This window comes from Ancylobacter aquaticus (assembly GCF_004339465.1).
GTDB lineage: Bacteria > Pseudomonadota > Alphaproteobacteria > Rhizobiales > Xanthobacteraceae > Ancylobacter > Ancylobacter aquaticus.
In genome coordinates this window covers 390,481-409,424 of sequence record NZ_SMFY01000001.1, presented here as the reverse complement: position 1 = coordinate 409,424, position 18,944 = coordinate 390,481, and the positions used below count along the sequence as shown (strand labels likewise).

Here is an 18,944-nt window from a genome sequence, read left to right as displayed (position 1 = left end):
CGCGCCATTCCCCAAGATCAATACGGGGGTTAATAGATTAGAATCGATATGAACTAGCAAATCGCCTTATTCTGGCGCCAAATCCATTCGATCAAAGCGCAATAGAAAACACGATCGTCCAAAATACAAGAGGATGCGACAAGAACGGCTGGATGTTCATTGATATGAAGCGGTGTTTCCTGAGGCCGGAGGGAAACGCTTCTTATAATTCATCTCAACTGTTTTAAGGCGGGTACCATGATGCGCGAACGGCTGGGCCTCTCGATGGTGTCGCTGCTGATGGGCAGCGCGGCGGTTTTTGTTCCGGCCAGCATGGCGCGGGCGCAGGACGGCGCGGTGGCGATCGAACTCGAACAGGTGGACATCGAAGGTCAACGGGCCAACGCCGATGTCGACGGCTATGTCGCCCGCACCAGCACCGCCGGCACCAAGACCGACACGCCGCTCATCGAGGTTCCGCAGTCGATCTCCGTGGTGACGCGCGACCAGATGGACGCCCGCGCCGTGCAGAATGTCGGGCAAGCGCTCGACTACACGGCGGGCGTCGTCTCCCAGCCCTTCGGCACCGACCCGCGCTTCGACTACCCGATCATCCGCGGCTTCGCCGCCGATAACAGCATGTATCTCAACGGGCTGAAGCTGATGCGCGAGGCCGGGACCACGGCCATCGACCCCTACGGCATGGAGCGGATCGACGTGCTGCGCGGCCCCGCCTCCGTGCTCTACGGCCAGGGCAATCCCGGCGGCCTGATCGACTTCATCTCCAAGCGCCCGACCTTCACCAATTTCGGCGAGGTGCAGGCGGAAATAGGCAGCTTCGACCGCTACACCGGCCGCTTCGACATTGGCGGCGTGATCCCGGACCATTCCGATTTCGCCTACCGTTTCACCGGCCTCGCGCGGGACGGCGGCACCCAGACCGATCATGTCGACGATAACCGCCTGTTCTTCGCCCCGGCGCTGACCTGGCAGCCCTCCACCGACACCTCGCTCACCGTGCTGGCCAACATCCAGTACGACCAGTCTGGCACGCCGGTCGGGCTGCCGGTGCAGTACACGGTGGATGCCGATGGCGGCCTGCGGCTGCCGCGCAACCTCTTCCTCGGCGATCCCGACTACGACAACTCCAACCGCACCTTCGGCAGCGTCGGCTACGAGTTCAAGCACCGCTTCAACGAGACCTGGGAGTTCCGCCAGAACGCCCGTTATGCGGTGCTCGATTGGGACTATAATAGCCTCTATTACAGCGCGCTGAGCACCACGAACCCCTTCGTGGCGGACCGTGGCTCCTCGGACAACTCCGAAGACCAGCAGACCTTCAATCTCGACAGCCAGCTTCACGGCAAGTTCGAGACCGGCGCGCTGAGCCATCGGGTGCTGATCGGCGTCGACTATCGCCGCTACAGCGAATCCAACTCCACCGATTTCGGCACGGCGTCGCCGATCAACATCCTGTTCCCGATCTACAACCAGCCGGTCGGCTCGGCCGCGCCCTGGTACACGGCCGATGTGGACGGCACCATTTCCCAGACCGGCATCTATGCGCAGGACCAGATCCGGCTGCAGAACTGGCTGCTCACCCTCGGCCTGCGCCATGACTGGGCGACCACCGATTCCACCAGCCTGACCAATTTCGGCGACACCGCGCAGAACCAGGACGACAGCGCCTTCACCGGCCGCGTCGGCCTGACCTATCTGTTCGACAACGGCATCGCCCCCTATTTCAACTACTCCACCTCCTTCGAGCCGGTCATCGGCAACATGCCGACCCAGCTCGGCGGCGCCGCGTTCCAGCCGATGCAGGGCGAGCAGTTCGAGGCCGGCGTGAAGTACCAGCCGGTGGGCTGGAATGGCTTCTTCACGATTGCCGGCTATGACATCACCCAGTCCAACGTGGTGTCCACGGAGCTGATCGACGGCGTCAGCTATGAGACCCAGCTTGGCGAGGTCAGCGTCAGGGGCTTCGAGTTCACCGCCGTGGCGGGACTGGCGGACGGGCTCAACCTGATCGCCAATTACACCTACATGAACGCCGAGATCACCGAGGGCCAGTATGCCGGCAACCGCCCGGCCAATGTCCCGGAGAACATGGCCAATGTCTGGCTCGACTACACCATTCCCTCGGGCACGCTCGCCGGCTTCGGCTTCGGCGGCGGCGTGCGCTTCGTGGGGGATCGCTACGCGCTGGACGACAACAGCATCTTCCTCAGCTCCAATACCCTGTTCGATGCCGCCATCCACTATGAGAAGGGCCCCTTCAAGGCCCAGCTCAACGTGAACAACATCGCCGACGAGACCTATGTCGCCAGTTGCGGCTTCTTCGGCTGCTACTATGGTGATGGCCGCACCGTGGTCGGGACTCTCTCCTACAAATGGTAGACCCTGCCCGCCCAGCGCCGGCCGGCGCGCTCTGGTCCCTGTGCGAGGTGGCCTTCACGCTCGGCGAGCGGGCGATCCTCAGCCCCCTGACGCTCGACCTTCCGGCCGGGCGCGTCTACGGGCTGATCGGCCCGAACGGCTCCGGCAAGAGCACGCTTTTGAAGATGATGGCGCGCCAGCTCGCCCCCAGCAGCGGGGAACTGCGCTTCGACGATCGGCCGCTCGGTGCGTGGTCCGGGCGCGCCTTCGCCCGCGAAGTCGCCTACATGCCGCAGTTCATGCCCGCGTCCGACGGCATGAATGTGCGCGAGCTGGTCAGCCTCGGCCGCTACCCCTGGCACGGCGCGCTCGGCCGCTTCAGCCCCGAGGACGAGGCGCGGGTGGAAGCGGCGATCCAGCGGGCGGGGCTCGCCCCGTTTCGCGAGCGCGCGGTAGACAGCCTGTCCGGCGGCGAGCGCCAGCGCGCCTGGCTGGCGCTGATGCTGGCGCAAGGAGCGCGCTGCCTGTTGCTCGACGAGCCGACCTCGGCGCTCGACATCGCCCACCAGATGGAGGTGCTCGCCATATTGCGCGAGCTGGGCGGCGAGGCCGCCGGCGGGCCGGGGCAGGCCGGCGCCATGACCGTCATCGTCATCCTGCACGACATCAACCTCGCCGCCCGCACCTGCGACGCGCTGCTGGCGCTGCGCGGCGGCCGGCTCCTTGCCCATGGGCCCTGTGATGAGATCATGGAGCCGGAACGGCTGCGCGCGATCTACGGGCTCGACATGGGCGTCATGGCGCACCCCGTCAGCGGCACGCCGATGAGCTACGTGCTGTGAGATCCGGGCCGGGGCTCAGCCGCCGCGCCCTGCTCGCGGCCGCAGCAACGCTCGCGGCGCCGGGCGCCCGCGCGCAGGGAGCGGCGCTGCGGGTGGCCACAATCGACTGGGCGCTGCTGGAGACGCTGCTCGGCATGGGGATCACGCCGGTGGCCGCGGCCGAGCTGGTGCTGTTCCGCACGGTGGCGGTGGAGCCGCCGGTTCCGCCTTCCGTGATCGACATCGGCCTGCGCGGCGCGCCGAATTTCGAGGCTTTGAGGCTCGCCCGCCCCAGCCTCATCTTCAGCTCGAACTACTACGCCGAGATGGAGCCGAAGCTGCGCCTTGTCGCGCCGGTGGAGACCATTTCCATCTACCGTACCGGCGATCCTCCTTTCGCGCGTGCCGAGGCGGCAGCGGTGCGGATCGGGGCAGTGACAGGGCGGGAGGATGCCGCCCGCGCGCTGATCGCCGACGTCACCGCTCAGCTCGTCCGGGACCGCGCGAACCTCGCCGGACACGCCGGCCGGCCCGTGCTGGTGCTCAATCTCGGCGATGCCCGCCATTTCCGCGTCTTCGGCGCCGACAGCCTGTTCGGCGAAGTGCTGGGGCGTCTCGGCCTCGCCAATGCCTGGGGCGAGCGCACCTCCTATGCCGCCTCCGCCCCCATCGGGCTGGAAGCGCTGGCGCGCTTTCCCGAAGCGTTCCTCATCGTCCTGCGCCCGGTGCCGCCGGACGCCGCGCGGGTGCTCGGGCAGAGCGTGCTGTGGAACGCCCTTCCCAATATCCGCGACCGGCGCCTCGCCGTTCTCGACAGCGTCGACCCGTTCGGCGGGCTGCCGGCGGCGGCCCGCTTCGCCCGGCTGCTGAGCGCAGCGCTGCGAGCCGAGGGCGACGCGGCGGGCCGAGGGGGCGATCTTGGCTGAGCTGACGCTTCCCCGACCCGCCAGACGGCGCCCGCTCCATATCGGGCTGGCGCTCGGCCTGCTCGGTACGCTGCTGTTCGCGCTGGTGCTGGCCCGCCAGCCGACGCTGGCCGGCCCGGACGCACCAGCGCTGCAGCAACTGCTGCTCTGGCACAGCCTGCTGCCGCGTGCGGCGACGGCGCTGCTGGCGGGGGCGGCTCTGGGGCTTTCCGGCGCGCTGCTCCAGCGTGTGCTGCGCAACCCGATCGCCGATCCCTCGACACTGGGCATCGCCGCCGGCGCCCAGCTGGCGCTGACGCTCGCCATGGCCTTCGCGCCGGCGCTGCTCGCCTTCTCCCGCGAAGGCACCGCGTTTGCGGGCGGCATCGTCGCCGTGGCGCTGGTCCTGGCGATGAGCTGGCGGCGCGGCTTCGAGCCGGTCACGGTCGTCGTCGCCGGCATGACGCTGTCGCTGATGGCGGGGGCGATGAGCGCGGCGCTGATCCTGGCGCGCGGCGACTATGTATTCTCGCTCTTCATCTGGGGCGCCGGTGCGCTGCACCAGCAGAACTGGCAGCCGGCGCTGCTGGTCGGTACAAGGCTGGCGCTCGGCGCCGCGGCCGCCCTGCTGCTGCTGCGCCCGCTCGACCTGATGACGCTGGACGATGCCGCCGCCCGCAGCCTCGGCGCGGCGGTGCAGGGGATGCGGCTCGGCATCATCGCGCTGGCCGTCTGGCTGGCGGCAAGCGTCGTCTCGCAGGTGGGCGTGATCGGCTTTGTCGGCCTCGCCGCCCCCGCCTTCGCCCGCCTCGGCGGCGCGCGGCGACCGGGCGCCCTGCTGCTCGCCTCGCCGCTGATCGGCGCGCTGATGCTGTGGATCACCGACAGCCTCGTGCAGCTGACGGCCAGCGACGGTGGCGACCTGATCCCCACCGGCGCGGCGGTTGGCCTGCTCGGCGGGCCGCTTCTGCTTTGGCTGCTGCCGCGCCTGCCGGTCTCCGCGCCGCGCCAGCCCATGGCCACGGGCCACACCCGCCGCCTTCGCCGACCCGGGCGCGCCCTGGTCCTGCTGGCGGCCGGGGCACTGCTGATGGCCGCCCTCGCGCTGCTGGCCGGGCGCGATCTCGAGGGCTGGGCGCTCGCCACCGGCCCGCTGCTGGCGGAGCTGGCGGCCTTCCGCATTCCCCGCATCGTCGCGGCGGCGGCGGCGGGCGGGCTGCTCGGGGCGGCAGGCGCGATTATGCAGCGGCTGACCGGCAACCCGCTGGCCGGCCCGGAAGTGCTGGGGGTGAGCGCCGGCGCCGGTGTCGGGCTCGCCATAGCGCTCACCCTCTCGCCCGCGCCGAGCGCCGCCCTGCTGCTCGCCGCCAGCGCCGGCGGGGCGCTCGGGGCACTCGCGCTGGTGCTGCTGATGGCGGCGTGGACCGGATTCGCGGCGGAAAGGCTGCTTCTGTGCGGCATCGCGCTGGGCTGCACCGGGCTCGCCATCCTCTCCGCCGTCTTTGCCGCCGGCGGGCCCGGCAGCTTCCGGCTGCTGGCCTGGATGTCCGGTTCCACCGACAAGGTCGGGGCCAATGAGGCCTGGATGCTCGCGGCCTGCGCGCTGGTGCTGCTGTTGCCGGTCGCCGTTCTCGGCCGCTGGCTGGACATCCTGCCGCTCGGCGCGGGGGTCAGCGCCTCGCTCGGCGTGCCGGTCGGCGCCAGCCAGCTCATTCTCACTTTGCTGGCGGCGCTGATGACCGGGGTGGCCGCGTTCTTCGTCGGCCCGCTGAGCCTCGTCGGCTTGATCGGCCCGCATCTGGCCCGCCTCTCCGGATTTGTCTCCGGCCGCGCCTTCGTCTTCGCCTCGGCACTGATCGGCGCGGGAGTGCTGCTTCTTGCCGACTGGCTGGCCCGCATGCTGGCCTTTCCCTATCAGCTGCCCACCGGCCTGCTCGCGGCGCTGGTCGGCGGCCCCTACCTGATCTGGCTGCTGCAAAGAGGAGGACGCCGGCATGGCTGACCGTTTCACCGCTTATGCCCACATACCCTGCACGGCGCCGGCCGACCTGCTTGCCCTTCTGTGCGACCGGCTCGAACCGGAGGCGACCCGACACCGCGCGCCCGGCACCGCCCGGCTGGAGAACTGGTGCGGCGAGGTCGATCTCGCCATCGAGGCCGGCCGTCTCGGCCTGCGCGCCCGCAGCGCCAGCGAGGACCGGCTGGCGGTGCTCAAGATGCAGCTGGCCGAGCACATCCATGCGGCGGCGGCCGGCACCGTTGCCGCCTTCGCCTGGGAAGGCCATGGCGCGGGCAACCCGTCCCTGCCCTATTTCCGCGAGATGCGCGTCGCCTCGACCCGGCAGTTGACGCCCCTGATGCGTCGCGTGGTGCTGGAAGGCGACGCCGCGCATTTCGCCGCCGGCGGGCTGCATGTGCGGGTGCTCATTCCCCCTGCCGGCCGCGATCCGGTCTGGCCGCACACGGCGCCGGACGGGCGCACGATCTGGCCTACCGACGCGGACGCGCTGACACCGCGCGTCTACACGGTGCGGGAGGTCGACAACGCGCGCGGCGAAATCGCGCTCGACGTGATGCAGCATCCCGGCCTTGCCACGCCGGGGGCGGACTGGGCCCGCCGGGTCCATGCCGGCGACCGGGTCGGCCTGCTCGGCCCCGGCGGCGCCGGCCTGCCGCCTGCCCGCTGGTACCTGCTGGCCGGCGATGAGACCGCGCTGCCGGCCATTGCCCGCATGGCGGCCGCCCTTCCCGCCGATGCCGAGGCGGTGATCCGGCTGGAAGTGGCGGATGCGCGCGAGCACCAGCCGTTGCCTTCCCCCGCCCGGCTCGACGTGCAATGGCTGCACCGCGACGGTGCCGCCCCCGGCACCGGCGATCGGCTGGAACAGGCGGTGCGTGCCGTCCGCTTTCCGCCAGACGGGGACGAGGTGCACGTATGGGCGGGCTGCGAGCAGAAGACAGCGCGGGCGCTTCGACGCCTTGTCACCGGCGAGCGCGGCCTCGCCAAGCGCCGGTGCGCCATCGCCGCCTATTGGCGGCTTGGCCATCCGGGTATCGATCTGGCCGACTGAGGCCGCTATAAGCGATCCATCATGCAGCTCATCCGGCCTTTCCTGACCTATTACGCCCCCTATAAGGGGCTGTTCATGCTCGATTTTTCCTGCGCGGTGGTGTCCGGCCTGATGGAGCTCGGCTTCCCGCTGGCGGTGAAGCTGTTCATCGACCACCTGCTACCGGGGCAGGACTGGCACCTCATTGTGTGGGCGGCGGTGGGCCTGCTGGTGATCTATTTGCTCAATGCGGCGCTGATGGCCATCGTCACCTATTGGGGACACATGCTCGGCATCAACATCGAGACCGAGATGCGCCGCCGCGCCTTCGACCATGTGCAGAAGCTGTCCTTCTCCTTCTTCGACAACCACAAGACCGGGCATCTCGTGGCCAAGCTCACCAAGGACCTCGAAGAGATCGGCGAGGTCGCCCATCACGGCCCCGAGGACGTGTTCATCGCGGTGATGACCTTCATCGGCGCCTTCGCGGTGATGCTGAGCGTCAATGTCGAGCTTGCCATTCTCACCGCCATCATCGTTCCCGCCAGCGCGCTGATCACCACCCGCTACGGGCGACGGATGACGGAGAATTTCCGCGCCTTGTTCGGCCGCGTCGGCGCCTTCAATGCCCGGATCGAGGAGAATATCGGCGGCATCCGCGTGGTGCAGTCCTTCGCCAACGAGGAACATGAGAGCCGGCTGTTCGCGGTGGAGAACGCCAGCTACCGCAGCACCAAGCTGGAGGCCTACCGGCTGCTGGCGGCCAATGCCTCGCTCTCCTATCTCGGCATGCGGCTGACCCAGGTCGTCATCATGCTGGCCGGCACCTGGTTCGTGCTGCGCGGCGAGCTGACGAATGGCGGCTTCGTCGGTTTTCTCCTGCTGGTCGGGGTGTTCTTCCGGCCGCTGGAGAAGATCGCCGCCGTCATGGAGGTGTACCCCAAGGGCATTGCCGGGCTGCGCTCCTATCTCGACTTCCTCGCCACACGGCCTGATGTGGCCGACCGTCCCGGCGCGGTCGGGCTGGCCAATGTGAAGGGCGCCATCCGCTATGAGGGCGTGCGCTTTGCCTATGGCCCGGCGGCGCCGGTGCTGAAGGGGATCGACCTCGACATCCGCGCCGGCGAGAGCGTCGCCTTCGTCGGCCCCTCCGGCGCCGGCAAGACCACGCTGTGCTCGTTGCTGCCCCGCTTCTACGACGTCACCGGCGGCCGCATCACCATAGACGGCAACGACATACGCGATGTGAGCCTCGATTCGCTGCGGCGGAACATCGGCATCGTCCAGCAGGACGTGTTCCTGTTCGGCGGCACGATCCGCGAGAACATAGCCTATGGCCGGCTGGACGCCAGCGAAGCCGCGATCCGCGAGGCGGCGCGCCGGGCGCAGCTCGACGGCCTGCTCGCCGAGCTGCCGCTCGGTCTCGACACGGTGATCGGCGAACGCGGGGTTAAGCTCTCGGGCGGGCAGAAGCAGCGGCTCGCCATCGCCCGCATGTTCCTCAAGGACCCGCCCATCCTCATCCTGGACGAGGCGACCTCGGCGCTCGACAGCGAAACCGAGTGGGAAATCCAGCGCGCGCTGGCGGCGCTCTCGGTGGGCCGCACCACGCTGATCATCGCCCACCGCCTGTCGACCATCCGCACCGCCGACCGCATCGTCGTCGTCACCCGCGAGGGCGTCGCCGAGCAGGGCAAGCATGCCGAATTGCTGGACCGGGGTGGGCTCTACGCACGCATGGTACGGACCCAGTTCACCGAAGCCGACCGCATTCCGGCGTAAGCGGCGCCGGCCGCATTCCCGGCCAGCAAAAAAGTTTTGCCACGCCCGGAACCTTTGGGGCGCAGGGCAGTTTATGGGCGCCGGGCGAATGCGCCGGCGCGTGGCAACCGTGGCGCCAGCGATGGCGTGGCCCGCTTCGTGTCGTCTTTTCAGGGGAGTGATGGCGGCGTGCAGTTCAGGGCGCTCGGGGAGAAGCCGATGCTTCTCTATGCCATTCTCGCGGCGCTCACCGCGCTGGTGTTTCTGGCGGATCTTTCGTTTCCGCTCGGCGTGGCCGTGTGGGTCATCTACTTCATTCCGGTGGTGTTGGCCTATCTCGCCTTGCGCACCTTTGTGCCGCTCGTCACCGCCGCCGCCGTCACCGGCGTCATCGTAACGGGCTTTCTGGTCGACAGAGCCGGCATCGACCCCAGCATCGCCCTTCTCAACCGCTCCATGGGCATCACCACGGTGTGGATACTGGCGGCGACGGGCTTTTTCTTCATCCGCAACAAGCTCGCCGTTCGCCGCGAGGAATGGATCCGCACGGCGCAGGTCGATCTCTCGCGCCGGATGATGGGCGACCTGTCCAGCCGGGAGCTGGGGGAGCGCGTCCTCACTTTCCTCGCCGAGCGCCTGGGCGCGCAGGCCGCTCTCTTTTATATCCGCGACAGCGACGCCTTCGCCCGTGCCGCGAGCTATGGCGTGCCGGCCGAAGCGCCCGTTCCGGCCCGCATTCGCCGGGGCGACGGCCTTGTCGGCCAGGTCATCGCCGACAAGCGCAGCTTCACCGTTGATACCGTGCCCGAGGGCTATCTCTATTTCGGCTCGTCGCTGGGCAAGGCCAAGCCGGACTGGCTGCTGCTAACCCCGACCCGCGAGGATGACGAGGTCAATGGCGTGCTCGAACTCGGCTTCCGCCGCAAGCCGGGCATCGAGGCGCTGGAGTTTCTGGAGCGCACCGCCGGCGTGGTCGGCGTCGCGCTGCGCTCGGCGCAGTACCGCACCCGGCTGGAGGAACTGCTGGAGGAAACCCGTCGGCAGGCGGAAGAGCTGCGCGCCCATGGCGAGGAGCTGACCGCCGCGAACGAGGAACTGAACGAGCAGAGCCAGGCCCTGCAGGATTCGCAGCGCCGGCTGGAGCGGCAGCAGGCGGAGCTGGAGGAATCCAACGCCCAGCTGGAGGAGCAGACCCAGCTGCTGGAAGCCCAGCGCGACGATCTCGCCCGCACCCAGGGCGCGCTGAAGGAGCGGGCGAACGACCTCGCCACCGCCAGCCGCTACAAGTCCGAATTCCTCGCCAACATGTCGCATGAGCTGCGCACGCCGCTGAACGCGCTGCTCATCATGGCGCGGTTGCTGGGCGAGAACCGGCACGGCAATCTGACCGAGGATCAGGTGGGCTTCGCCCAGATGATCGAAACCTCGGGCAATGACCTTCTCACCCTCATCAACGACATTCTCGACCTGTCGAAGATCGAAGCCGGCAAGCTGGAGCTGAGGCCCCAGCAGGTGGAGATCGCGGGCCTCGCCGAGAAGCTCATCCGCAGCTTCGAGCCGCAGGCGGCGCAGAAGAGCGTCGCCCTGCGGGCCGAGATCGGGCCGCAGGTGCCGCAGTTGCTGGAAAGCGACCCCCAGCGCCTCGAACAGGTACTCAAGAACTTCCTTTCCAACGCGGTCAAGTTCACCGCGCAGGGCGAGGTGGTTCTTTCCGTTCAGGCGGCGCCCGGCGACCTCCTCGTCTTCTCGGTCCGCGATTCCGGCATCGGCATCGCCGAGGAACAGCAGGAGGCGATCTTCGAGGCCTTCCAGCAGGCCGACGGGACCATTGATCGCCGCTATGGCGGCACCGGGCTCGGCCTGTCCATTTCCCGCGAGCTCACCATTCTGCTCGGCGGCGAAATCCAGCTGGAAAGCCGGCTGGGCGAAGGCAGCACCTTCAGCCTGGTGGTGCCGACCCGCTTCCGCGGTATCGTCGTCGACAGCGCCAGCCCGGCGCCCCCCGCCCGCTCGGGCCGCCGCAGCCCTGCCGTCCGCCGTGAGGCGCCACAGCCGGCGCCGACCGACGAGACGACCGGCCTCTCCGCCCGGCCGCCGGCCGGCATCGACGACGACCGGACGCGCCTGACCGCCGGCTCGCGGCTCATCCTGGTGGTGGAGGACGACCTCGCCTTCGCCCGTATCCTGCTCGATCTCGCCCATGAGCTCGGCTTCCAGTGCATCGTCACCGCGACCGCCGATGACGGGGTGATCGCCGCGCGGCAATATCTGCCGCACGCGGTGGTGCTCGACATGGGGCTGCCCGACCATTCCGGCCTCACGGTTCTCGACCGGCTGAAGCACGACGCCCGCACCCGCCACATCGCGGTGCATGTGGTCTCCGCCAGCGACTACGAGCAGACCGCCATGGCCTATGGCGCGGTCAGCTACATGATGAAGCCGGTCAAGCGCGACGAGTTGGTGCAGGCGCTGGAGCGCCTCGAATTCCGCATGGCGCGCCAGCTGCGCCGCATCCTGATCGTCGAGGACGACCCCGCCCAGCTGCGGGGCCTGAGCGAGCTTCTCTCCGCCAAGGAGGTCGAGACGCTTGGCGCCGCCACCGCCGCCGAAGCGCTGGCCCGGCTGGAAAGCGAGACCTTCGATTGCATGGTGCTCGACATGACGCTGCCGGACGCCACCGGCTTCGATCTGCTGAGCCGGCTCGCCGACAACGAGGCGGCGGCGTTCCCGCCGGTCATCGTCTACACCGCGCGCGAACTTACCGATGCCGAGGAGCTTCGGCTGCGCCGCTACTCCAAGTCGATCATCATCAAGGGCGCGAAATCGCCGGAGCGGCTGATCGACGAAGTGACGCTGTTCCTGCATCAGGTGGTGTCCGACCTGCCGGTGCAGCAGCAGAAGCTGCTCGCCACCTCGCTCAACCGCGACGCCCGCCTCGAAGGCCGCCACATCCTCGTGGTGGAGGACGATGTGCGCAACGTCTTCGCCCTGACCAGCATTTTCGAACCGCACGGCGCCCGGGTGCAGATCGCCCGCAATGGCCGGGAAGCACTCGAACTTTTGGAGAAGGCAGAGGGAGGCGAGCCGATCGACCTCGTGCTGATGGACGTGATGATGCCGGAGATGGACGGCCTCACCGCCACACGCGAGATCCGTCGGCGGCCGGGCTGGGAGACACTGCCGGTCATCATGCTCACCGCCAAGGCGATGGCGGACGACCAGGAGCAGTGCCTGGCGGCCGGCGCCAACGACTACCTCGCCAAGCCGCTGGACGTGGACAAGCTGCTGTCCCTCGCCCGGGTGTGGATGTCGCGATGACCGGCCTCTCCAGCGTGAGCGAGAAGATCGAGCTCGACCTGCTGGTCGAGGCGATCCATCGCCGCTACCACTATGATTTCCGCTCCTATTCGCGCTCCTCGCTGAGCCGGCGGGCCGAATTACTGCGCCAGCGGCTGCACTGCGACACGCTTTCTCATGTGCAGGCGCGGCTGCTGCGCGAACCCGAGCTGCTGCCGATCATGATCGACTGCCTCACCGTGCAGGTGAGCGAGATGTTCCGCGACCCGACCTATTTCCGCACCCTGCGCGAGGAGGTGATCCCGCATCTGCGCACCTTCCCCTCGCTCAAGGTCTGGGTAGCGGGGTGCAGCGCCGGGGAGGAACTCTACTCGCTGGCGATCCTCTTCCGCGAGGAGGGGCTGGAAGCGCGCACCATGTTCTACGCCACCGAGATCAACCCGGTGGCGCTGGCCCGGGCCGAACTGGGCATCTACGAACTCGACCGCATCCCCCTCTTCACCGAGAACCACCGCAAGGCCGGCGGGCGCTCCTCGCTGTCGGACTATTACACCGCTGCCTATGGCGGGGCGGTGTTCGACAAGTCGCTGCGCGCGCGCACCGTGTTCGCCGAGCACAGCCTCGCCTCCGATCAGGTGTTTTCCGAGATGCACCTGATCTCCTGCCGCAACGTGCTCATCTATTTCGACTCAAGCCTGCAGGACAGGGCCCTGGGGCTGTTCAGGGAGTCGCTCACGCGCGGCGGTTTCCTGGGGCTCGGCATGAATGAGAGCCTGCGCTTCTCCGAGCATGCCGACGCCTTCGCGTTCTTCGCACCCGATGAGCGCATCTATCGCCGGCTGGCGATGGTGGCGCCGATGGAGGCCCGCCATGGCGTCGCCTGAGCCGGTTAAATTCCTCCTTGTCGACGATATCCCGGAAAATCTGCGCGCGCTGGAGGCTCTGCTCAAGCGCGACGGGCTGGCCCTCTACAAGGCTCGCTCCGGGATCGAGGCGCTGGAGCTTCTGCTGGAGCACGATTTCGCCCTCGCCTTGCTCGACGTGCAGATGCCGGACATGGACGGCTTCGAGCTGGCCGAGATGATGCGCGGCACCGGGCGCACGCGGCGCGTGCCGATCATCTTCGTCACCGCCGCCGCTACCGATGAGGGCCGCCGCTTCAAGGGCTACGAGGCCGGTGCGGTCGATTTCATCTACAAGCCGATCGACCCGCTGATCCTCAAGAGCAAGGCCGATGTGTTCTTCTCCATTGCCCGCCAGCATGAGCAGCTGGCCTTGCAAAAGAACGCGCTGGCCACCGCCGCGGCGGAGCTGAAGGGCGCGCTCGACCGGCTTCAGGCGCACACCGACAATTCGCCGCTCGCCATTGTCGAGTTCGACCCGGACATGCGGCTGCTCGGCTGGTCCAAGGGCGCCGAGCGCATGTTCGGCTGGACCGCGCCGGAGATGATCGGCCATCCGCTCGCCGAACTCGGCTGGATGCCGGACAGCTGCATCGCCGATCTGGTCACGCTGTTCTCCGCCTCGATGGCGGACACCTCGCACCAGCGCGGGCACGACACGGTGCGCTGCCGCGCCCGCGACGGCAGCATGCTCGACTGCGAATGGTACAGCTCGGTGCTGCGCCGCCCGGACGGCACGCCGGTCTCGCTGAGCGTGCAGATTCTCGACATCACCGACCGCCGCCGCGCCGAAGAGACCCAGCTTCTGCTCATTGGGGAACTGAACCACCGGGTGAAGAACACGCTGGCCAGCGTGCAGGCCATCGCGACCCAGACCCTGCGCCATACCCGCAATCCCGACCAGTTCTCCGACACCTTCTCCGGCCGCATCCAGGCGCTGGCGCGCGCCCATGGCATGCTGAGCGACCGCACCTGGCAGGGGGCCGACCTCATGGACCTCGTCCATGACCAGCTTCGTCTCGGCGCGGTCGATCCCGCGCGGCTCCACGCCAGCGGCCCCCGGGTGCAGCTGCTGCCGCAGCCGGCGCTGCGGCTGGCGCTGATCCTGCACGAGCTGGCGACCAATGCGCTCAAATACGGCGCCTTCTCCCGGCCCACCGGCCGGGTCGTGCTGGAATGGTCTGTGGAGGGCGAGCAGCTTCAGCTGCGCTGGCAGGAAAGCGGCGGCCCGCCGGTGCAGGCGCCGCTCAAGCGCGGCTTCGGTTCGACCCTCATCGACAGCAGCATGAAATCGGACGGCGGCACCTCGTCGGTCTCCTTCCGCAGCGACGGCGTGGTCTGGGACCTCGCGATGAAGCTCGACGGCCCTGCCACCCCGAGCGCGGAGCGGACGGCACGGGCGCCGGCCACCGGCGGGGCCGTCCCGTCGCGCGGGGCGCAGGCGCTCGATGGCTGCCGCATTCTGGTGGTCGAGGACGAGGCACTCGTGGCACTCGAACTCATCGCGGTTCTCGAAGATGCCGGCGCCACGGTGTGCGGCCCGGCGCGCACGGTCGAGGAGGCGCTGGCGATGATCGAGGGCGAGAACTTCCACGCCGCCCTGCTCGATGGCAATCTCCACGGCAAGCCGGTGGATGCGCTGGCCGCCGCGCTGACCCGGCGCGGCATTCGCTTCGCCTTCGTCAGCGGCTATGGCCGCGAGAGCCTGCCCGCCGCCTTCGGCCACGCCCCTGTCATCGGCAAGCCCTTCACCCCGCACCAGCTGGTGGAGATCGCCGGCGAGCTGGCGCGGCGGGAGGAAAACGTGGTCGCCTTCCCCGCCGCCGCCTCCCCGCGCTGACCTGGAGCACGCGCCGATCAGCTTGCAACGCAAGTTGAGCGGATAACGCGTTCTCTATCATGGAGTTAGAGGGCGACTGACCGATCAGATTGATCCGATCTGATCGGATCGCACGCTAGCCGGCGAACTGGGCGAGCACGCTTTTGTCGACCTTGCAGATATAGGTGTATTTGGGATTCACCACCTGCGTGCAGCGGGCCTCGGCGATCTGGCCGAGCAGCATGTAGCCTTCCGCCGCCGGGATGCCGTAGTCGTCCTCCAGCCAGTAGATCATCTCCTGGAAGGCGATCCGCATGGCGTCCTCAAGCGGGCGGGCGCAGCCGAGCGTGCAGATATGCGTCGGGGTTTCGATGCGGGGGTGATTGAGCCGCTTCGGCGCCTCCTCCAGCATCACCCGCACGGTGAGCGTGGCGCCGATCTCGATGGCGCCCATGCCATTGGCCTCGCCATCGCCCTGCAGCGCGTGGCAATCGCCGAGGAAGAGATGGGCACCGTCATGGTTGACGCGGAACATCACACTGTTGCCGGGGGTGATCTCCTGCACGTCGAGATTTCCGCCATGGGTGCCGTTGTCGACGGTGAGCACGCCGCCATGGACAGGCGCGACACCGGCGACGCCGATCATCGGGCGCACCGGCAGCTTCACCTTGTCGCTCCAGTGGACGATCCCGTCCTTCACCTCGACGACGCGGGTGAGATGGCCGAACTCCTTCTGCCGCACCCAGTCCGGGAACATGCCGATGCCCGGCCACAACGCGGTGAAGCCGAGCGTGTCGAGCTCCATGCCGATGATCTCCAGCTTCAGCATGTCGCCGCGCTTGGCACCCTTCACCTCGATCGGCCCGGTGGCGCCGTTGACGAAGGGCAGGTCGACATCCGCTTCGGTGAGCTGCTGGCCGAGATGGCGGATGGTGCCGTCATTGGCGTTGATGGCGCATTCGACGACGAAGGTCTCGCCGGGCGAGACAGCCGCGACAAAGGCATCGTTCGCCGACAGGGCGTATTTGATGTTGCCGGCCTTGCTGACACGCTGGTTCATGGTCACTCCTCTGGGCACTGACGCGGACGGTCGAAACACCTCTCAGCCCAGGCGGCGCCAGGGCATGAGCAGCTTTTCGACCTTTCCGACGATGAAGGTTAGGACAAGCGCGAGCGCGATGGTGGCGACCAGCGCGGCGAACACCTTGGGGATGATGTAGAGCGAGCCGGCCTTGAAGATGGCGTGGCCGAGCCCTTCCGAGGACGACATGAACTCGCCGACGATGGCGCCGATGAGGGCGAAGCCGACGGTGAGCCGGAAGCCGGCGAAGATATCGCTCAACGAGGCCGGCACCACCAGCTTGCGGAAGATCTGGAACTTCGAGGCGCCGAGCGTCCGCATCAGGTTGATCTGGTCGTCATCGACCCCGACCGCGCCCTTGTAGGACGTCACCAGCGCCACGATGACCACGGAGAGCGTCGACATGGCGATCTTGGAGGTCAGCCCGGTGCCGAACCAGATGATGATGATCGGCGCCAGCGCGATGATCGGGATCGAGCCGAGCGCGATGACGAAGGGCTCGATGACCCGCGAGACGAAGCGCGAATACCACAGCGACAGCCCGACCAGCGTGCCGATGACGTTCCCCACCAGAAAGCCGAGCAGCGTCTCCACCCCGGTCACATAGGTGTCGCGCCACAGGCTGCCGTCGCGCGCCATGGTCAGCAGAAAGCCGCCGATGGCGGAGGGCGAGCCGAACATGAAGGCCGCCTGCTTGTCGAAGGCGGTCATGTATTCCCAGAAGGCGATGAAGGCCGCCAGCAGCGCAATCTGGCTCGCCAGCACCAGCAGGCTGGCGCGCAGGCGCGAGCGCCGGTGCGCCGCCAGGCGCATGCTGGCAGCGTCTTCGGCGGCGGCGTGCGCCGCGGCGTCGACACCAGCAGGGGCGCCGGCGCGCGGCGGAGGGGGGGAACCGTTCATGGCGTTCCTCCTAGTTCCGCGTCACGTCGAGATCGGACCAGATGCGCCGGACATAATCCACGAAGCCCGCGCTCTCGCGGGCGGCGATCATGTCGGTGCGCTCGGTGCCGAGTGCGATGTCGTAGACCGCCTTCACCCGCGTCGGGCGCTTGCTCAGCACGATCACCCGGTCGGCGATGGAGACCGCCTCCTCGATGTCATGGGTGATGAGCAGCACCGAGCGCCGGCTCTCGCGCACCAGCTTGGCAGTGTCGCTCTCGATCAGCAGCTTGGTCTGGAAGTCGAGCGCGGCGAAAGGCTCGTCGAGCAGCAGCACGTCGGGCTCGTTCACCAGCGTGCGGGCCAGCGCCACGCGCTGGCGCATGCCGCCCGACAGCGTGGTGGGGTAATGGTCGGCGAAACCATGCAGGCCGAGCTTGTCGAGCATCACATGGCTGCGCTCCTCGGCTTCGGAGGCCGGCACGCCGCGTATCTCCAGCCCGAGCATCACGTTGCGCAGCGCCGTCCGCCAGGGCAGCAGCAGGTCCTTCTGCAACATGTAGCCGACGCCGGCGGGCTGGCCGGACATCGCCTCGCCGAACCAGCTCACCCGGCCGGAATCGGGGGCGATGAGGCCGCACAGCGTGTTGAGCAGCGTGGTCTTGCCGCAGCCGGAGGGGCCGACGATAGCGACGATCTCGCCCTCGTTCAGCGTCAGGGACAGGTCGCCGATAACAGGGACGACCCGCCCGTCGGCATCGAAGCTCTTGGCCACGTGCTCGACCTTGAGCGGGGGGACGCCGGCTGCCGCCGGCGCACCCGCCTTCGCCGCGAGGGCGGGAGAGGCCACCGTGCTCACCCGAGCTGCTTGACGGCCTTGTCGGCGAAGGAATTGTCGATGATCTGGTCGAAGCTTACCGTGCCCTTGATGTTGCCGAGGTAGATCTGCATGTCCATCAGGTTCTTCCACTGGTCAGGCTTGGTGACGACCGACTGCGCCGGGATGAGATATTTCAGCTGGGCGTCGATCGCCTTGTCGACGACCTCACCCGGCAGGTCGGGGAATTCGAGCCGCGCCACTTTCTTGGCGAAGGCCGGGTCGGCATAGGTCTTGCGCGAGGCTTCCTCGAACGCCGTGACCAGCGCCTGCACCATTTCCGGGTCCTTGGCGATGGTGGTGGGCAGCACCATGATGCCGGTATTGCAGAACGGGCCGATATAGTTCGAGAAGTCGAACACCACCTTGGAGCCCTGCGCCTCGGCGGCGGCGACGCTCGGCTGGTAGGCGACCGCCATGTCGGCCTGGCCCGCCAGCATGGCGCCGATCTCGGTGCCGGGGCTGACCGGGACGATGGTGACATCGGTGCCGAGCTTGAGGCCGGCCTGCTCGACCATGCGCTTGGTCACGGAATAATTGGTGTTGGGCTCAGGCGAGGTGACGACCTTCTTGCCCTTCAGGTCCTTCGGATCGGTGAAGGGCTCCATGGTCTTCGACACGCCGAAATAATGCGCGCGCTGCACCACCGTGCCGACGACGACGCCGGGCCCGCCATTCTCGCGCGAAATCTGCGCCATGGTGGCGTCGCCGATGGCGAAATCGGCCGAACCGCCGAGCACGGCGGCAAAGGTCTGGGTGTCGCCGCCGGCGGCGGAAACCTTCATGTCGAGCCCGTGCTTCTCGAAGATGCCGTCATGCATGCCGACATAAAGGTTGATGTAACCGAGATTGTGCACTGCCTCGCTGAAATTCACCGTCTTCAGCGGCGCCGCAATGGCGCGGGTGGCGACATAGGGCATGGCGACAAGGCCGCCGGCCGCCACCGCCGTGGTCTTGAGGAAGTTGCGACGATCGACGCCGTTGCGGAAGAATGTGGGCATGTGCGCTCTCCGGTTCCCGAATATTCGAGATATTGGCGCCATGAGAAATTGCCCCGTGCTGCGAGACAAGGCGAAATAGGGCGCAGGTTTACAGCCTGCCCATGCGGCGGGGCGAACGCAACGCTTATAATGACGCTTTTGACACGTCATCTGATCACTTCTTGCCGTTGCCGTGCCCACATCAGCCGCGTGA

The 18,944-nt window shown here is 68.0% G+C and carries 13 protein-coding genes; 9 read left to right on the top strand and 4 right to left on the bottom strand.

Annotated elements, in window-relative coordinates; all coding sequences use genetic code 11:
• The first annotated feature begins 237 nt into the window (after nt 1-237).
• The 9 genes from EV667_RS01945 (at nt 238) to EV667_RS01905 (ending at nt 14,934) form a co-directional block, all read left to right on the top strand.
• Nucleotides 238-2,379, top strand: a complete 2,142-nt coding sequence (locus EV667_RS01945; RefSeq protein WP_131833653.1) for a TonB-dependent siderophore receptor — start codon at nt 238-240, stop codon at nt 2,377-2,379.
• Nucleotides 2,373-3,200, top strand: coding sequence for an ATP-binding cassette domain-containing protein (locus EV667_RS01940; protein WP_131833652.1), 828 nt, complete (start codon nt 2,373-2,375; stop codon nt 3,198-3,200). The genes EV667_RS01945 and EV667_RS01940 overlap by 7 nt, the downstream gene beginning before the upstream one ends.
• Nucleotides 3,197-4,105: an ABC transporter substrate-binding protein gene (locus EV667_RS01935; RefSeq protein WP_131833651.1), complete on the top strand. Its 909-nt coding sequence runs from the start codon at nt 3,197-3,199 to the stop codon at nt 4,103-4,105. Before EV667_RS01940 ends, EV667_RS01935 begins: the two co-directional genes overlap by 4 nt.
• A complete protein-coding gene (gene fhuB, locus EV667_RS01930; protein WP_131833650.1) occupies nt 4,098-6,086 on the top strand; it encodes a Fe(3+)-hydroxamate ABC transporter permease FhuB in 1,989 nt (662 codons plus the stop codon). The genes EV667_RS01935 and fhuB overlap by 8 nt, the downstream gene beginning before the upstream one ends.
• Nucleotides 6,079-7,155: a siderophore-interacting protein gene (locus tag EV667_RS01925; protein ID WP_131833649.1), complete on the top strand. Its 1,077-nt coding sequence runs from the start codon at nt 6,079-6,081 to the stop codon at nt 7,153-7,155. The genes fhuB and EV667_RS01925 overlap by 8 nt, the downstream gene beginning before the upstream one ends.
• A 21-nt stretch (nt 7,156-7,176) precedes the next feature.
• Complete coding sequence (locus EV667_RS01920; protein WP_131833648.1) at nt 7,177-8,916, top strand: ABC transporter ATP-binding protein; 1,740 nt, start codon at nt 7,177-7,179, stop codon at nt 8,914-8,916.
• Nucleotides 8,917-9,114: 198 nt separating this feature from the next.
• Nucleotides 9,115-12,213 carry a response regulator gene (locus tag EV667_RS01915; RefSeq protein WP_245515936.1) on the top strand — a complete coding sequence of 1,033 codons (3,099 nt, stop codon included), beginning with the start codon at nt 9,115-9,117 and terminating at the stop codon, nt 12,211-12,213.
• Nucleotides 12,210-13,076, top strand: coding sequence for a CheR family methyltransferase (locus tag EV667_RS01910; protein ID WP_131833647.1), 867 nt, complete (start codon nt 12,210-12,212; stop codon nt 13,074-13,076). The genes EV667_RS01915 and EV667_RS01910 overlap by 4 nt, the downstream gene beginning before the upstream one ends.
• Nucleotides 13,063-14,934: a response regulator gene (locus EV667_RS01905; RefSeq protein ID WP_131833646.1), complete on the top strand. Its 1,872-nt coding sequence runs from the start codon at nt 13,063-13,065 to the stop codon at nt 14,932-14,934. The genes EV667_RS01910 and EV667_RS01905 overlap by 14 nt, the downstream gene beginning before the upstream one ends.
• Nucleotides 14,935-15,049: 115 nt before the next feature.
• Here the strand turns inward: EV667_RS01905 and EV667_RS01900 are convergent, their stop codons facing one another.
• From EV667_RS01900 to EV667_RS01885, 4 genes are read right to left on the bottom strand one after another with little or no spacing between them, the layout of a single operon-like run.
• Nucleotides 15,050-15,973: an acetamidase/formamidase family protein gene (locus tag EV667_RS01900; RefSeq protein WP_131833645.1), complete on the bottom strand. Its 924-nt coding sequence runs from the start codon at nt 15,971-15,973 to the stop codon at nt 15,050-15,052.
• Between the two features lie 42 nt (nt 15,974-16,015).
• Complete coding sequence (locus tag EV667_RS01895) at nt 16,016-16,894, bottom strand: ABC transporter permease (protein WP_131833644.1); 879 nt, start codon at nt 16,892-16,894, stop codon at nt 16,016-16,018.
• Between the two features lie 10 nt (nt 16,895-16,904).
• Nucleotides 16,905-17,732 (bottom strand): ABC transporter ATP-binding protein, encoded by an 828-nt coding sequence (locus EV667_RS01890; protein WP_131833643.1) that lies wholly within the window; start codon nt 17,730-17,732, stop codon nt 16,905-16,907.
• The gene (locus EV667_RS01885) at nt 17,729-18,751 is read right to left on the bottom strand and encodes an ABC transporter substrate-binding protein (RefSeq protein ID WP_131833642.1); all 1,023 of its coding nucleotides are present in this window, start codon (nt 18,749-18,751) and stop codon (nt 17,729-17,731) included. Before EV667_RS01885 ends, EV667_RS01890 begins: the two co-directional genes overlap by 4 nt.
• Nucleotides 18,752-18,944 lie beyond the last annotated feature (193 nt).

Coding starts and splice junctions, on each gene's coding strand:
- EV667_RS01945 (WP_131833653.1), top strand. CDS start 238: ATGATGCGCGAACGGCTGGGCCTCTCGATGGTGTCGCTGCTGATGGGC.
- EV667_RS01940 (WP_131833652.1), top strand. CDS start 2,373: ATGGTAGACCCTGCCCGCCCAGCGCCGGCCGGCGCGCTCTGGTCCCTG.
- EV667_RS01925 (WP_131833649.1), top strand. CDS start 6,079: ATGGCTGACCGTTTCACCGCTTATGCCCACATACCCTGCACGGCGCCG.
- EV667_RS01920 (WP_131833648.1), top strand. CDS start 7,177: ATGCAGCTCATCCGGCCTTTCCTGACCTATTACGCCCCCTATAAGGGG.
- EV667_RS01915 (WP_245515936.1), top strand. CDS start 9,115: ATGCTTCTCTATGCCATTCTCGCGGCGCTCACCGCGCTGGTGTTTCTG.
- EV667_RS01910 (WP_131833647.1), top strand. CDS start 12,210: ATGACCGGCCTCTCCAGCGTGAGCGAGAAGATCGAGCTCGACCTGCTG.
- EV667_RS01905 (WP_131833646.1), top strand. CDS start 13,063: ATGGCGTCGCCTGAGCCGGTTAAATTCCTCCTTGTCGACGATATCCCG.
- EV667_RS01900 (WP_131833645.1), bottom strand. CDS start 15,973: ATGAACCAGCGTGTCAGCAAGGCCGGCAACATCAAATACGCCCTGTCG.
- EV667_RS01895 (WP_131833644.1), bottom strand. CDS start 16,894: ATGAACGGTTCCCCCCCTCCGCCGCGCGCCGGCGCCCCTGCTGGTGTC.
- EV667_RS01885 (WP_131833642.1), bottom strand. CDS start 18,751: ATGCCCACATTCTTCCGCAACGGCGTCGATCGTCGCAACTTCCTCAAG.